The organism is Sphingomonas sp. (genome assembly GCF_019635515.1).
GTDB lineage: Bacteria > Pseudomonadota > Alphaproteobacteria > Sphingomonadales > Sphingomonadaceae > Sphingomonas.
This window is the reverse complement of the sequence record NZ_JAHBZI010000001.1, coordinates 1,320,465-1,334,479: the sequence shown is the minus strand read 5'-3', so window position 1 is coordinate 1,334,479 and position 14,015 is coordinate 1,320,465. Positions and strand designations below refer to the sequence as shown.

General features: G+C 64.6%; 15 protein-coding genes. 4 read left to right on the top strand and 11 right to left on the bottom strand.

The genetic code is table 11. From position 1 onward, the window contains the following. Positions 1-136 precede the first annotated feature (136 nt). Together lptF and lptG are read left to right on the top strand one after the other, a co-directional pair. Positions 137-1,333 carry an LPS export ABC transporter permease LptF gene (gene lptF / locus KF730_RS06700; RefSeq protein WP_294093212.1) on the top strand — a complete coding sequence of 399 codons (1,197 nt, stop codon included), beginning with the start codon at positions 137-139 and terminating at the stop codon, positions 1,331-1,333. Further along, positions 1,330-2,430 (top strand): LPS export ABC transporter permease LptG, encoded by a 1,101-nt coding sequence (gene lptG / locus KF730_RS06695; protein WP_294093210.1) that lies wholly within the window; start codon positions 1,330-1,332, stop codon positions 2,428-2,430. Before lptF ends, lptG begins: the two co-directional genes overlap by 4 nt. Positions 2,431-2,543: 113 nt before the next feature. On the opposite strand, the gene KF730_RS06690 is transcribed toward lptG, so the two are convergent. Then, entirely contained in the window at positions 2,544-3,641 is a 1,098-nt protein-coding gene (locus tag KF730_RS06690; RefSeq protein ID WP_294093208.1) for a fatty acid desaturase, read from the bottom strand. A 120-nt stretch (positions 3,642-3,761) separates the two neighbouring features. Between KF730_RS06690 and KF730_RS06685 the strand changes: the two genes are divergently transcribed. Beyond that, positions 3,762-4,913, top strand: coding sequence for an N-acetyltransferase (locus KF730_RS06685; protein ID WP_294093207.1), 1,152 nt, complete (start codon positions 3,762-3,764; stop codon positions 4,911-4,913). A gap of 120 nt (positions 4,914-5,033) precedes the next feature. Here the strand turns inward: KF730_RS06685 and KF730_RS06680 are convergent, their stop codons facing one another. The 7 genes from KF730_RS06680 to KF730_RS06650 form a co-directional block, all read right to left on the bottom strand. Further along, the gene (locus KF730_RS06680; RefSeq protein WP_294093206.1) at positions 5,034-5,249 is read right to left on the bottom strand and encodes a hypothetical protein; all 216 of its coding nucleotides are present in this window, start codon (positions 5,247-5,249) and stop codon (positions 5,034-5,036) included. Positions 5,250-5,473: 224 nt separating this feature from the next. After that, positions 5,474-6,244 (bottom strand): exodeoxyribonuclease III, encoded by a 771-nt coding sequence (gene xth, locus KF730_RS06675; protein ID WP_294093204.1) that lies wholly within the window; start codon positions 6,242-6,244, stop codon positions 5,474-5,476. A gap of 8 nt (positions 6,245-6,252) precedes the next feature. Then, positions 6,253-6,594 carry an iron-sulfur cluster insertion protein ErpA gene (erpA, locus tag KF730_RS06670; RefSeq protein WP_294093202.1) on the bottom strand — a complete coding sequence of 114 codons (342 nt, stop codon included), beginning with the start codon at positions 6,592-6,594 and terminating at the stop codon, positions 6,253-6,255. Positions 6,595-6,696: 102 nt separating this feature from the next. After that, positions 6,697-7,875: a M23 family metallopeptidase gene (locus tag KF730_RS06665; RefSeq protein WP_294093200.1), complete on the bottom strand. Its 1,179-nt coding sequence runs from the start codon at positions 7,873-7,875 to the stop codon at positions 6,697-6,699. Between the two features lie 120 nt (positions 7,876-7,995). Then, entirely contained in the window at positions 7,996-8,787 is a 792-nt protein-coding gene (locus KF730_RS06660; RefSeq protein ID WP_294093198.1) for a ferritin-like domain-containing protein, read from the bottom strand. Continuing rightward, entirely contained in the window at positions 8,784-9,296 is a 513-nt protein-coding gene (locus KF730_RS06655; protein ID WP_294093196.1) for a peroxiredoxin, read from the bottom strand. The genes KF730_RS06660 and KF730_RS06655 overlap by 4 nt, the downstream gene beginning before the upstream one ends. Then, positions 9,269-11,947, bottom strand: coding sequence for a bifunctional [glutamine synthetase] adenylyltransferase/[glutamine synthetase]-adenylyl-L-tyrosine phosphorylase (locus tag KF730_RS06650; RefSeq protein ID WP_294093194.1), 2,679 nt, complete (start codon positions 11,945-11,947; stop codon positions 9,269-9,271). The genes KF730_RS06655 and KF730_RS06650 overlap by 28 nt, the downstream gene beginning before the upstream one ends. 79 nt (positions 11,948-12,026) lie before the next feature. Between KF730_RS06650 and KF730_RS06645 the strand changes: the two genes are divergently transcribed. Continuing rightward, positions 12,027-12,215: a hypothetical protein gene (locus tag KF730_RS06645; protein ID WP_294093192.1), complete on the top strand. Its 189-nt coding sequence runs from the start codon at positions 12,027-12,029 to the stop codon at positions 12,213-12,215. 14 nt (positions 12,216-12,229) lie between these two features. Here the strand turns inward: KF730_RS06645 and KF730_RS06640 are convergent, their stop codons facing one another. The 3 genes from KF730_RS06640 to KF730_RS06630 form a co-directional block, all read right to left on the bottom strand. Continuing rightward, positions 12,230-12,877 carry a sigma-70 family RNA polymerase sigma factor gene (locus KF730_RS06640; protein WP_294093190.1) on the bottom strand — a complete coding sequence of 216 codons (648 nt, stop codon included), beginning with the start codon at positions 12,875-12,877 and terminating at the stop codon, positions 12,230-12,232. 88 nt (positions 12,878-12,965) lie between these two features. Further along, on the bottom strand, positions 12,966-13,106 hold the full coding sequence (locus tag KF730_RS06635) for a hypothetical protein (protein WP_294093188.1): 141 nt from the start codon (positions 13,104-13,106) through the stop codon (positions 12,966-12,968). A 74-nt stretch (positions 13,107-13,180) separates the two neighbouring features. Continuing rightward, a complete protein-coding gene (locus tag KF730_RS06630) occupies positions 13,181-13,978 on the bottom strand; it encodes a response regulator (RefSeq protein ID WP_294093184.1) in 798 nt (265 codons plus the stop codon). Between the last annotated feature and the right edge of the window lie 37 nt (positions 13,979-14,015).

Sequence of the window (14,015 nt, the reverse complement as noted above, 5' to 3'; positions counted from 1 at the left end):
GTCCCGATGGGAGAACGGCGCCACCCACCGCGCAACTTTCTTGCTGGCGCACGGCGGAACCGGGCGTATAGGCTTTGGGTTCACGAAAGCGGGCATTCCACGAGCCCGTGACAATGAAGGCAACCGTCGCACGCCCATGAATTCGATCGATCGCTACATGGCGCGGCTGATCGCGGTTCCGTTGATCTCGACGCTGCTGATCTCGGCAATGCTGCTGGTACTCGATCGCATGCTGCGACTGTTCGAGTTCGTCGCGACCGAGGGCGGGCCGGTGAGCGTCGTCTGGCGGATGCTGGCGAACCTGCTTCCGGAATATCTGGGTCTCGGCATCCCGATCGGGCTGATGCTCGGCTGCCTGCTCGCCTTTCGCCGGCTGGGCACCTCGTCTGAGCTCGACGTGCTCCGCGGAGTGGGAATGAGCTATACGCGCATGCTCAAAGTGCCCTTCATGTATGCGATCGCGCTGGCGGCGCTCAATTTCTCGATCGTCGGCTTCATCCAGCCCTGGGCGCGTTACAATTACGAGCAGCTGCGTTTCGAATTGCGCAGCGGCGCGCTGGGCGCGTCGATCAAGGTGGGCGAGTTCACCACCTTCGGCACGAAGATGACGCTACGCATCGAATCGAGCAAGAATGAGGGCCGCGATCTCTCGGGCATCTTCGTGCAGATGGTCACCAAGGACGGCAGCCCGCTCGCGGTGACCGCCGAGCATGGCCAGTTCATGCGCTCGGACGATCCCGACACGATCATCTTCCGTCTGACCAACGGCACGCTGGTGCACACCGACAAATCGTCACCGGTGCCGCGCGTGCTGACCTTCACCACCCATAACTTGCCGATCCCGCTTCCCAAATATGAGCAATTCCGCAAGCGCGGCGACCGCAGCCTCGAGCAGACCCTGCCCGAGCTGGCGCGGATCGGCAGCGACCGCGGTGCGCAGGAGAAATTGCGAGATACCAGCCGCGCCGCCTGGCACTTCCGCATCGCAGAAGTCGCATCGATGTTCCTGCTGCCACTGCTGGCGGTGGCGCTGGGCGTGCCCGCGAAGCGATCGACCTCGGCGCTCGGCGTGTTCCTGTCGATCGTGCTGATCGTGACCTATCACAAGATCAACGAATATGCGCAGGCGGTGGGCGCGCTGGGGCGGATCGATCCGGTGATCGCGCTGTGGACGCCCTGGGCGCTGTTCGCGGCGCTCACCTTCTGGCTCTATTATCAAACCGCCTATGTGCCCGGCGCGCAGCCGCTGGCGGCGGTCGAGAAGTGGTTCGACAAGCTGGTGAAGGCTGTAACGCGTTATTTGCCCGGCCGCAGGAAGAAGGCGGCGGCATGACCAACCTGATGAACTTCTTCCCGTCGCGGACCATGTCGCTGTACATGGCCAAGATGTTCCTGGTGCGCACCTTCGCCATATTGGCGGCGCTGGTGCTAGTGCTGCAATCGCTCGATCTGCTCACCGAATCGGGGCGCGTGCTGGCCTATGCCGGCAACGGCGATGCCGAGATCTGGCGCTATGTCGGGCTGCGCGCGCCGCAGATCATCGCGACCTTCCTGCCCTATTCGGTCCTGCTCGGCTCTATCATCACCCTGTCGCAGCTCAACCAGAACAGCGAAGTCATCGCTATGAAGGCATCGGGGCTGTCGGCGCACCAGGTGCTGGCGCCGCTGATGCTCACCGGGCTGGTCGTCGCGGCGATCTCATTCACCTTCAACGACCGTATCGTCGCCCGCGCATCGGCGACGCTCGCGCAGTGGAAGAAGGTGGAATATGGCCCGCTGCCGGTCGATCGCGGCGACCGGTCGAACGTGTGGGTCAAGGATGGCGACGACCTGATCGTCGTCCAGCAGATCAAGGGTCGTGGCGACGCCGCGCAACTGTTCGGCATCACCGAATATGAGCGGGAGGGACAGTCGCTGCGATCGATCCTGACCGCGAAGACCGGCAGACGCGACGGCACCGGCTGGCACGTCGAGGGGGTGCAGCGCTTTGATGTCGCCGCGGGCACGCTGATGCCGCTGGCGCCGCTGCGGATCGCCGACGGGGTCCGGCCCGATCAGTTCACGCTGGCATCGGTCAATGCCGATGGCCTGTCGTTCTCCGGCCTCTATGAAGCGATCACCGATCTGGAGTTCGCCGGCAGGCAGACCAAGGCGCTGCGTGGCTCGCTGTGGCATAAGCTGGCGGGACCCTTGTCGTCGATCCTGATGCCATTGCTCGGCGCGGTCGCGGCGTTCGGGATTGCGCGGAGCGGCAAGCTGTTTGTACGCGCGGTGATCGGCATGGCGCTGGGCTTCCTGTATTTCGTCGCCGACAATTTCGCGCTGGCGATGGGCAATCTCGGCGCCTATCCGCCTTTCCTCGCCGCCTGGGCGCCGTTTCTGCTGTTCCTGATGATCGGCGAGGCGGTGTTGCTCAAGACTGAGGAATAGCTCCCCGGACTTGTTCCGTGGTCCACCCGACGACAGGCATCAGGCTTGAGGCTTTACGGCATCGCAGGCGTAGTGGCTCCCGGAACAGGTCCGGGATGAGACAATATTGGAACTCAGCGCTTCATCATCGTCGAGCGCGCCAGCTGGCCGACCAGCCCCGGCAATCCCGCATAGCTCGCCTTGTGATAGGGCGAACCGGCCTCCAGCGTGGCGGTGATGCGGCGGTGGGCGGCGCCGAGATTGTGATAGGGCACGCTAGGCAACAAGTGATGGAGCGCGTGGTAGCGCAGGCCGACCGGGGCCCACAGCGCCGGCAGCAGCGCGGGCGGCGGCACATTGACGCTGTCGAGATATTGGGCGGTGACGGTCATCGCCTCACCCTCATTCTCCCAGAGATGCGCCACCAGCGTGCGGACCTGGTTGATGACGGTTGCGACCGAGACGATCGCGAGGGCGATCACAAAGGCCTTGAGCGGGATGATGCCGGTGGCGACCAGCGCGATCAGCGCGATCGACCAGATGCAGGCGCCCGCTTCCATCGCCAGCCATTCGCTGCGGAAACGGCCGGTGGGCATGCGGCGGCGATAGGCCGGATTGATGACCAGCCCCGAATAGCGCTCGATCACGGCCTTGCGCAGCGGCGGGAACACCATCGAGAGCGGTGCCAGCACGCCATAGCGCAGCAGCAAGCCGATCGGCGCAAGCGCCGCAAGCACCACGAACAACGGCAGCGACCACGGCTTCATAAGCGCCAGCGGCAGATATTCGGGATCCTCGATCGTGCCATATTTCATGCGGGCATGGTGATGGACGTGGACGTCCTCGTACATGAACGACGGGATGATCAGCGGAATGCCGACGAGCAGGTTCCAGCCCAGGCGGAAGCCCGGGACTGCGCCGGTCTTCATATGCGAGATTTCGTGGATGAAGCTGACGGCGCGATAGATCGCCAGCGCCGAAACCAGACCGGCGGCGAGGCCGAGCGCCCAGCCCCGTGCGGTCACCGCGATGAACAAAGCGGCATAGCCCACCACCACCGAAGCGAGCAGATCGCTCCAATAGATCCACGGCTTATGCGCGGCATAGTCGCGCGCCATCTCGGCGGCGGCGCGAAGCATCGCCTTGTCGTCGGCGATCCGCTCACGCGCGGCGCGCGGCGTCGCGGCAACGGCCTCCGCTTCGCGCGCATCGAAAACAACACTGGTGTTCATGGTCTGGCCCATTGCAATCAGATAGTGGCTCAATGTGGGCGATAACAGGCCCGGAAGGTTGCGGCCTTGACAGCGCCGCAATCCCGCAGGACTTCACGCCCCAAGAAAGGGGCGCTTCCCATGTCATCTCTGTCCATCCGCCCGGTCGTCACCAAGGCGGACACCAAGGCATTCATCGAGCTCGCCTACCGACTGAACGGCAATGATCCCAACTGGGTGGCGCCGCTCCGGGACGAGGAATATGCCAAGATAAATCCCAAGAAAAACGGCTGGTTCAGCCACGCCGAAGTGCAGCTGTTCATCGCCGAGCGCGATCGCAAGGTCGTGGGGCGGATCTCGGCGCATCTCGATCTGCTCGCGCTGGAAATGGCGCCGGAGCAGGGCTTCGGGCCCGGCGTCGGCTTTTGGGGAATGTTCGAAGCCGAGGATCAGAACGCCGCCAAGGCGCTCATCAACACCGCCGAGGACTGGCTCCGCAAGAAGGGCATGAACAAGGCGGTCGGGCCGATGAGCCTGTCGGTATGGGAAGAGCCGGGGCTGCTGACCAAGGGATATGATCATCCGCCGACCGTGCTGATGGCGCATCACCAGCCGCAATATCGCGGCTGGATCGAGGGCATGGGCTATGGCGAGGTCAAGAAGCTGCTGACCTATGACCTAGACGTATCGAAAGGCTTTCCGCCGCTGATCAACCGCATCGTCGCGGCCGGCGAGAAAAACGAACGCATCCGCATCCGCTGCGTCGACAAATCGCGCTTCGAGGAAGAGGCCAAGCTGATCCTCGCAATCCTCAACGATGCCTGGTCGGACAATTGGGGCTTCGTGCCGCTGACCCAGCCCGAGATCGACGATGTCGGCAAGAAGCTGAAGCCGCTGGTGTTCGAGCAGCTCATCCGCATCGCCGAATATGACGGTGAGCCGGTGGCGTTCATGGTCGCCCTGCCTGATCTCAACGAAGCGCTGAAGCCGCTCAAGGGCCATTTGCTGCCGTTCGGCTGGGCGAAGCTGCTGTGGTGGCTGCGCAAGCCCAAGGCGCGGACCGCGCGCGTGCCGCTGATGGGTGTCGTCAAGCGGCTTCAGGCATCGCGCCTCGCCAGCCAGCTTGCCTTCATGATGATCGAGTTCATTCGCCGTGACTCTGTCGCCAATTTCGGAGTGACCCGCGGCGAGATCGGCTGGGTGCTTGAGGACAATCAGGGCATGAACGCGATCGCCGATGCCATCGAGAGCAAGATCAACCGCGAATATCTTATCTACGCCAAAACGCTCTAGCCGGCCGCGAACAAGAAGCCGGCCCGCTTCGGGGGAAGCGAGCCGGCGCGGCCCGGCGGAGCGGCCGGACCATCGGGGCGTCACGCGGCGCGAGGATTTGCCGCGAGCCGTCCGGATATCTTATTGCTTCATGAGTGGATCATTGCCGGTCAGCGCGATCCATTCGGCCCGCGTGCGGCACTCCTTCTTTTCGAGCAGCGAACCGGTCGTGGTCTTCACGACGCAGACGCGCCTGGTCATCGAATCCTTGTTGTCACCCTTCTTGCCGGGATCCGTGGCGTAGGCCGGCGCGGCGATGAGTGTGGCGACGGCAGCGATTGCGATGAAACGAGTCATATCTGAACTCCCTAACATTGGACATGACAGGCGCTCCTTCGTGCTACCTGTGCCGATATCGATGCAGCAAGCGTGCCAAATCATCGAATGCCTATTTTTCAGATACTTAGCCGAATCGCACTCTCGCGCAGGTGCCATAGTACAGCAATACACGCCAAGAGTTGGCCGATCACGCAAAAACAGTGTTCGGGAGCGAACAGCGCGACTGTCCGGAAATGGTCAGATCAGCGGAGCGTGACCCAGGTCGGCGCATGATCGCTGGCGCGCTCACGGCCGCGATATTCCTTGTCGACGCCCGCGCCGCTGAAGCGGTCGGCGGCGATCGGGCTGAGCAGCAGATGATCGATGCGGAAGCCGGCGTCGCGCTGCCAGGCCCCGGCCTGATAGTCCCAGAAGGTCCACACCCCGCCGCCGGGGAACCGCGTGCGCAGCGCATCGGTCCAGCCCTGCGCCAGCAGAGCGCGGTAACGCTGGCGGCTCTCGGGCTGCATCAGCGCGTCACTGGCCATCGCCGGGACCGAGAAGGTGTCATCGTCATGCGGGATGACGTTGTAGTCGCCGGCGAGAATGACCGCGCGCTCCTCGGCGAGCAAGGCCTGCGCACGGTCCGCCAAGCGCTCCATCCATTTGAGCTTGTAGTCGAACTTCGGCCCAGGCTGGGGATTGCCGTTGGGGAGATAGATCGAGGCGACGATGACATCGCCGATCTCCGCCTCGATATAGCGGCTGTGCGCATCCTCCGGATCGCCAGCGAGGCCGCGCTGACGCTCGACCGGCTGTTGGCCCCGGGCAAGAATCGCGACGCCGTTGAAGCCCTTCTGCCCGTGCCAGACCGCGCCATAGCCGGCCTTTTCGATATCGCCGGTGGGGAGCGTCTCGTCGGCGCCCTTCAACTCCTGCAGGCAGACCACGTCCGGCTGCTGTTCGGCGAGATATTCGAGCAGGCGCTCCATGCGCGCCTTGATGCCATTCACATTATAGCTGACGATTTTCATGCAGGCGCTCAGATCGAGAAGCTGGTGCCACAGCCGCAGCCCGAAGCGGCCTGTGGATTGGATACGGCGAAGTGCGCGCCGCCGAGATTGTCGACGAAATCGACCTGGCTGCCGCGGACGAGATCGAGACTGATCGAATCGACCACCAGCCGCACGCCGTCGGTCTCGACGACCAGATCATCGGCCTCGGGCGCATCGGCCATACCGAACCTGTACTGAAAGCCCGAGCACCCGCCCCCTTCGACCGACAGGCGCAGGATCGCGGGCCTGGCCTGCTTGGCCGCGATCGCCGCAACGCGGGCGGCGGCGGCGGCGGTCAGCGCGACATCAGGCTGGGTGAGCGTGGTCATGAAGCGGAGATAGGGCGGCCACCGAGCGCAATCCACCCCAAAAGAAAGGGGGCGGCCTGCACGGGCCGCCCCTCTCCTCTCCAAACCCCTGTTGAGGGCCTATTACTTCGCGGGTCCGCCCATCGCGCCCTGCGCGCGGTCCTGAATCTGGACCAGATATTCGCCGGTCTGCAGGAAGGGGATCGGGTTGACCGCCTTGCCGTCGACGCGGACTTCATAATGGAGGTGGCTGCCCGTCGATCGGCCGGTCGAGCCCATCAAGCCGATGATCTGGCCGCGGCGAACGCGGGTGTTATCTTCGACGAGAATCTTCGACATGTGGCCGTAGCGCGTCTCGATGCCGCGGCCGTGATTGATCGCGACCATGTTGCCATAGCCGCCCTGGCGGCCGGCATGGCTGATCACGCCATCGGCGGTGGCATAGATCGGCGTACCGATCGCACCGGGAATATCGACGCCGGCGTGCATCGCCGCGGTGCCACGGAACGGATCCGAACGGACGCCGAAGCTGGACGTGAAGACGACACGCTCGACCGGCTGCATCGACGGGATCGAAATCACCGTCTGCTCGAGCATGTCGAGCTTCTTCCAGGTCTGGAACAGAGCCCGGAACTGGGCGTCGGCGGCAGCCGCGTCGGAATCCGAGGTGACGTCACTGGCATCGACCGGCTCGTAGGGCCCGCCCATCGCTACGTTCGAATAGCGCTCCGGCGTCAGGCCGAGCGTGCGGAGATGCGCGGCGGTCTGCTGGTAGCGCGCTTCACCGGCCGCACGGGCCTTGCCGGCAAGGGCGACCTGGCGGGCTTCGACCTGCTTGAGCGGGGCGAGGACTTCCTCGGCGATCGCGCTGGTCTTCGGTGCGGCAGCGGGGATCGGACGCTCGATAGCCGCGCGATCGACCTTGCCCGACATGGTGGCGGCGATCAGCGCCTGATTGTGCTCGACGCGCGCGGCCTGGACCTTGGCGGCTTCCTTGGCGGCGGCGACGTCTTCCTGCATCTGCTCGAACTGTTCGCGCATCTGGGCGACCTGCGCCTCGGGCGACGAGGGCGTGCCGGTGACGCCGCTGATCGCGATCGCACCAACGGTCGCCTGCGACACGCCATAGGCCGAGAAGAGGATGGTGACAGCGGCAACGCCGGCGAGAAGGGCCTGGGTGCGGCCGGCAACGCTGAAGCGGCGGAGATCGCGGCCATCATGGAAAATAAAATCGCGGGTCGTAAAAAAGCTGCGGAACCGCTGGCCCAGCCTGACCGTTTTGGTGTTCGACGCGTTAGCCATGTGTCCCCGGCAAACAATAAAAGCCCCCGCCGGATTTGGTTTCCAGCGCTCGCTTCTCAAATCACGATGTCACAGCAGCAGCCCCTCCGCTCCTGGACGGCCATTGTGTGACGGATTCTTTCAATGCGCGGCAAGAGGCTGGTAGTAATCGCGGGACAAACCGGCTGAGTCGCGCGCCGAGTCGTTGAACGGAGGCTTAATCAGCCCCCGAAAATGCTTAACGACCAGCGCCTGCCACGCGGCTTCGGGAGCAAGATCCGCCGCCGAACATGTCGATTCGAACCATTTGGTGCCCGCCCGGACATGGCGAATCTCGTCATTGAAAATGCGCGATAAAATCGCGGAGGTAGCGGTATCACCGGCACGTTCGAACCGTTCGACCGTGGCGGGCGTCACGTCGAGACCGCGGGCCTCCAATACCATCGGCACGACCGCCAAACGGGCGAGCGGATCATGCGCGGTCTCGGCGGCGGCGTCCCACAAGCCATCGTGCGCGGGCAATGCACCGTAACGGCTGCCGAGCTGTTTCAGGCGGCGGTCGAGCAGCGCGAAATGCAGCGCTTCGTCTGCCCCCACCCCCAGCCAGTCATCGGTGAATTCGCGCGGGAAGCACCCGCCGAAGCGGCCCGCCATGTCGAAAGCGAGATCGATCGCGGAGAATTCGATATGCGCAAGCGCATGGATCAGCGCGGTGCGGCCATGTTCGCTGCCCTTGCCGCGCTTGGGCATCCGGTTGGGCGGCAGCAGCTCGGGTTCGGCAGGGCGCGCGGGACGATCGGGCATCGCCGTGTCGAAGACGTGCGAGAGCCTGCCCAGCCGCCAATCGCGCGCGACCCGGCGGGCGGTCATCACCTTGGCGCGCGGATCGGCGGTTTCGAGAACGGAGCGGCAACCCGCGGCGACGCTGGTCACCGCGCGAGCATTTCCTTCACCGATTCCAGCACATCGACGGCGTGGCCGGGCACGCGGACGCGGCGCCAGACGCGGAACAGCTTACCGTCGGGGCCGAACAGAAAAGTCGAGCGGTCGATCCCCATATAGCGCTTGCCGTAGAGCTGCTTCTCGACCCAGACGTCGAATACTTCCATCGCCTTGCCCTCGGTATCGGTCGCGAGCGGCACGCTGAGATCATATTTGGCGATGAATTTCTGGTGCTTGATCGCATTGTCCTTGGAAACGCCAAGCACCGCGGCGCCCAGCGCTTCGAACTCGGGCATCATCGCCGAGAAATCCTGCGCCTCGCGGGTGCAGCCCGAAGTGTCGTCCTTCGGATAGAAATAGAGGACGAACGGGCGCCCGGCCTGATCCGGAAGCGAGACGGTGCCGCCATTCGGCGTGTCCAGCTCGATATTGGGAAGCTTGTCGCCCTCTTCGATCGCCATGTCAGTCTCCGTCAGGCGCCGCGCACGGCGCTCCAGCATGCGCGCACCTCCTGCCGGGTCCGGTCCAGCTCCGCAACCACCTCTTCCCATGAGGCGAGACCAACGGCGCGCGCGATCAGCGCCTGCGTAGGCAACCCGGGCACCTGCGCATCGGGCGCGACGAGACGCATGGTCACGAGCAGGCGCGACAGGAAATCATGTGCTGGGCGCATCGCTGGCGGCATCAGCCCGGTGGCCGTCAATTCATCGATGGCTTGGCCGAGCTGGGGCGCGAAGGCCTTACGGTGGACAAGCTGAAGCGTGTGCACGGCAAATTCGAGATCGACGAGCCCGCCTTCGGAAAGCTTGGCGTCAAGCGGACCCTGCGGCGGCTTATGCGCGGCCATGTCATCGCGCATCTTGGCTGCCTCGGCGGCAATATCGCGCTCGGGCCGCGCGCCTTCGAGGACGGCGCTGACGGTCTCCATCACCGCGGCGCGCGCCTGGGGGGAGCCGAAGATTGGGCGCAGGCGGGTGAGCGCCATATGCTCCCAGGTCCAGGCATCCTCGCGCTGGTAACGGTCGAAGGCGTCGAGCGAGACCGAGAGAGGCCCCTGAGCGCCGGAAGGGCGCAGGCGGGTATCGATCTCGTAGAGCGGGCCGGCGGCGGTGGGTACGCTGAGCGCCGCCGAGACGCGCTGGGCGAGCCGGTTGTAATACATCACCGCGCCGAGCGGCCTGGGCCCGTCCGATTCCGCGGCATAGTCACCGGTGAACAGATAAATAAGATCCAGATCGGACGCGTGGGTGAGCGCCTGTCCGCCCATGCGCCCGAGCGCGAGGATGACAAGCTCGCTATCGGGGACGCGGCCATGCGCGCGAACGAACTCCTCGATGGTGGCGCGCGCCAGCACCTCGGTCGCTGCTTCGGCAACGCGGGCATAACCTGCGGAGACTTGGAGCGGATCGCTGGCGCCGGCAACGATCTGCGCGCCAAGCGCGAAGCGTTTCTCGCCGACCAGCTTGCGGACGTGATCGAGCTGCCATTGATAGTCCGCTCCTGCCTCACGCGCGGCCATTTCTGCGATCAGTACCGCCACTTCTGGCATCGGATCGAGCGCGGTGGCGTCGATCAGGCCATCGAGCAGTTCGGCACGGCGGCCGAGCTGCTCGGCCAGCGTCGGCGCATGGCACAGGACGGCGCTCAGCAGACGGGCGAGCGCAGGCTGGGCTTCGAGCAGGCGGAAGAAATTGATCGCGCTGGGCAAGCGCGACAGCATCGCGTCGAACCGGGTGATCGCGTGAGTGCTGTCAGGTGCCTGGGCAAAGGCGGCGATCAGGCCGGGGAGCAGGCTTTCGAGCGCCTCTCGTGCCTGCGCGGTGCGCAGCGCAGGATAATTGCCGCCGCGCCAGCCCTCGACGATCCGCGCCGCACCCGCCGGATGCTCGAATCCGGCCTCGGCGAGTTGCGCTTGCAGGCTTTCGTTGCTCGCCGGAAGCCGGGGCTCGGCATCGTCGCTGAGCGAATCGTAGATTCGGCCGACGCGCTCGGAATGCGGGCGCAGCAAATCGAGCAGGGCATCGATACTCGGCAACCCGTGCAGCGCGGCGACATTGGCGAGCGCTTCGGCACTGTCGGGAAGGCGGTGCGTCTGGAGATCGTCAACCATCTGGAGGCGATGCTCGACCGTACGGAATACCGTGTACGCTTCGGTCAGTTCCGCCGCGTCCTCGGCATCGATACGCCCCGCCGCCGCCAGCGCCGCCAGCGCGTCGCGGGTGGCAGGAACCCGTAGCGCGGGATCGCGACCGCCATGGATGAGCTGGTGGATCTGCGCGAAGAACTCGCTCTCTCGGATGCCGCCCCTGCCCCGCTTGAGATCGTAGCCGGGCCCGAACGCCTGTGCCTGGGCATAATGATCGCGGATGCGGCGGCTGATGTCGCGGATCTCGCGGATCGTGCCGTAATCGACCGCGCGCCGCCACACGAACGGCCGGATCGCGTCGAGGAAATAGCCGCCCAGCGCCAGATCGCCGGCGCAGGCACGGGCGCGAATGAAGGCGGCGCGCTCCCACGGCAGCGCCTGCGATTCATAGTAGGATATCGCCGCTTCGACAGGCAACGCGATCGGAGTGGCCTCGGGCGATGGGCGGAGCCGCAGATCGACGCGCATCACATAGCCGTCGCCGTCGCGCGTCTGCAGCAGTTCGACGACGCGGCGGCCGATACGGACCGCGGCCTCTTCGACTTCCTCACGCGGTTTGCGAGGCAAGGTCGCGGGATCGTAAATCAGGATCGGATCGATGTCGGACGAGTAGTTGAGCTCGCGGCTGCCCTGCTTACCCAAGGCAATCGCGGCGAAGCCCAGCGGCTCCGCATCGGGTGTTCGTTCGCGGATAGCGGCGCGGATCGCGCGATCGAGCGCATCGTCGGCGAAATCGCTGAGGGTCCGCGTCACCCGCGTCAGATCATAGTGACCGGACAGGTCGCCCAGCGCGACGAGCAGCGCCAGCCGCCGCCGCTCGATGCGAAGCCGGGCACCTACGGCCAGATCTTCGGGAAGAGAACGTGCCGCCGCCAGCGGGTTCTCAAGCGCTTGCGACAAGCCCTCGACGAGCTGGGGTTCGCGATCCAGCAGCAGCGAAAGAAATGGCGAGTGATTGCGCGCCCGGATGACCGCTTCCGACAAGGACGACGCAGAAAAAGTCACGGTCACGATTCTATCGCTTCCGTATCGAGTTTTCGATCATGTCAAGAAACAAATGTGAAATCCGTTCGTTTTTTGTGCCGTGACCAGTTCGTCATCCACAACCGCCCCCGAGGCGCGACACACCGCTTACCGGGTCGAAGCGCCGCGCGCCAGCGATGCGATCGGGCATGCGCTACGTGGCGCTTATGCCGATGAGGGTGGCCTGCCCGACGACATGGCGGCGATTCTTCGCCAGCTCAATCGGATGGATGATTACCCGACGCACTAGGCGCCGCGTTTGCCTCAGCCGTTGCGGCTGAGATCGTCCACCTGCCCCATGATCGTATCGAGCGCGCTTTTGCCGTCCGGATTAGGCAGCATTTCGCGGCGCGAGGGCAATTGTCCCTCGGACAGCAATGCTTCAAGCGCGACGCGACCGCGAGCCACGCGGCTCTTGATCGTGCCGACGGCGACCTGACAGATTTCGGCGGCTTCTTCATAGGCAAAGCCGCCCGCACCGACGAGGATCAACGCCTCACGCTGCGGTTGTGGCAGATGCAGCAGCGCGCGCTGCATGTCCGAAAGCTCGACATGGCGATCCTGGCTTGCCGGGGCGGCGAGGATGCGATCGGCGACCAGATCGTCCCATTCGCCCTTGAAGCGGGCGCGGCGCATCTGGCTCAGGTACAGATTGCGCAGGATGATGAAGGTCCAGGCGCGCATATTGGTGCCCGCCTGGAAGCGTTTGCGCGCCGCCCAGGCCTTGAGCAGCGTTTCCTGCACCAGATCGTCGGCGAGATCGCGATTGCCCGAAAGCGAGCGGCCGAAGGCGCGCAGATGCGGGATCACGGCGCCAAGTTGCACCTTGAATTCGGGATCGGATAGCGAGACGTGCTCGACCGGCGCTTCCACGCCGTCTTCGTGCTCATCAGGCTGTTCAGTCTCGCTCATGGAGTCCCACTCGATTGCAGCGCCGCCGCCGCTGGATATTGGAGATAGGGGTACGGCAGGCGATTGCCAGCGGATAATCCGCCGGCGCTCACCAAGCGTAAAGGATCAACGCAAAAGCGACGAGCACCAGCAACAACCCGAAACCCAGCACATAGCGGGTGACGTGCGGCGTTTCTCCGGAGCGGGCGTCTTCGGTGGAGACGTGGATCGGTTCTTCGTTCTCAGTCATGATCGCTAAACCCTCCAGAAATGTTTTGGGTCCGTACCAGATGGAACTTCGAACTTTTTTGCGTCCAGCGGTGCCTAGACCGGCACCGTCGCCTGATCGAAGAACAGCGCCTGGCTGATCGTCGTCTTCACCGTTTCGCGCTGGAACGGCTTGGTGATCAGGAAAGTCGGCTCCGGCCGCTCACCGGTGAGCAGGCGCTCGGGGAACGCGGTGATGAAGATCACCGGCACGCTGAATTCGGCGAGGATGTCCTTGACCGCATCGATACCCGAACTGTCGTCGGCGAGCTGAATGTCAGCGAGGACGAGACCGGGACGGTCCTCCATCGCCAGCGCCACTGCTTCGTCGCGCGTAACGGCAACGCCGGTCACGTCATGGCCGAGATCGCGGACGATCTGTTCGAGGTCCATCGCGATCAGCGGCTCGTCTTCGATGATCATCACGCGGGTACGTGTCTGGCGCTCGATCTCGGCAACGGCTTCGGCGACCAGATTGGACACGTTCTGCGGATCCTCTTCGATAAGATAGCCGGCATCCTCGACGCTGAACCCCTCAACGGTGGTCAGCAGCAGCGCCTGACGGGAAAGCGGCGTGAGACGGGCGAGACGCTTGCGTGCGATCGCCTCGCTCTCGTTGGGCGTATCCTCGATCACATCGTCTTCCTCGAGGTGAGTCGACTGCCAGATTGCCTGAAAAGTCCGATAGAGCCCGAGCCGGGGATCGACCTCGCGCGGAAACTGATCCGGCGCGGCGACGATCGCTTCAAGCGCGGCGCGCACATATTTATCGCCTTCGGCCTGGCTGCCGGTGAGGGCACGGGCATAACGCCGCAGGAGTGGAAGGTGCGGCGCGAGTTGCTGTCCAAGCGACATAAGCGGATCATTCTCCAATTCGGGTCCGGGCGCTTGT

Excerpts from the sequence above, each read along its gene's own strand:
- lptF (WP_294093212.1), top strand. The coding sequence starts at position 137 with ATGAATTCGATCGATCGCTACATGGCGCGGCTGATCGCGGTTCCGTTG.
- lptG (WP_294093210.1), top strand. The coding sequence starts at position 1,330 with ATGACCAACCTGATGAACTTCTTCCCGTCGCGGACCATGTCGCTGTAC.
- KF730_RS06690 (WP_294093208.1), bottom strand. The coding sequence starts at position 3,641 with ATGAACACCAGTGTTGTTTTCGATGCGCGCGAAGCGGAGGCCGTTGCC.
- KF730_RS06685 (WP_294093207.1), top strand. The coding sequence starts at position 3,762 with ATGTCATCTCTGTCCATCCGCCCGGTCGTCACCAAGGCGGACACCAAG.
- KF730_RS06680 (WP_294093206.1), bottom strand. The coding sequence starts at position 5,249 with ATGACTCGTTTCATCGCAATCGCTGCCGTCGCCACACTCATCGCCGCG.
- xth (WP_294093204.1), bottom strand. The coding sequence starts at position 6,244 with ATGAAAATCGTCAGCTATAATGTGAATGGCATCAAGGCGCGCATGGAG.
- erpA (WP_294093202.1), bottom strand. The coding sequence starts at position 6,594 with ATGACCACGCTCACCCAGCCTGATGTCGCGCTGACCGCCGCCGCCGCC.
- KF730_RS06665 (WP_294093200.1), bottom strand. The coding sequence starts at position 7,875 with ATGGCTAACGCGTCGAACACCAAAACGGTCAGGCTGGGCCAGCGGTTC.
- KF730_RS06655 (WP_294093196.1), bottom strand. The coding sequence starts at position 9,296 with ATGCTGGAGCGCCGTGCGCGGCGCCTGACGGAGACTGACATGGCGATC.
- KF730_RS06640 (WP_294093190.1), bottom strand. The coding sequence starts at position 12,877 with ATGAGCGAGACTGAACAGCCTGATGAGCACGAAGACGGCGTGGAAGCG.
- KF730_RS06635 (WP_294093188.1), bottom strand. The coding sequence starts at position 13,106 with ATGACTGAGAACGAAGAACCGATCCACGTCTCCACCGAAGACGCCCGC.
- KF730_RS06630 (WP_294093184.1), bottom strand. The coding sequence starts at position 13,978 with ATGTCGCTTGGACAGCAACTCGCGCCGCACCTTCCACTCCTGCGGCGT.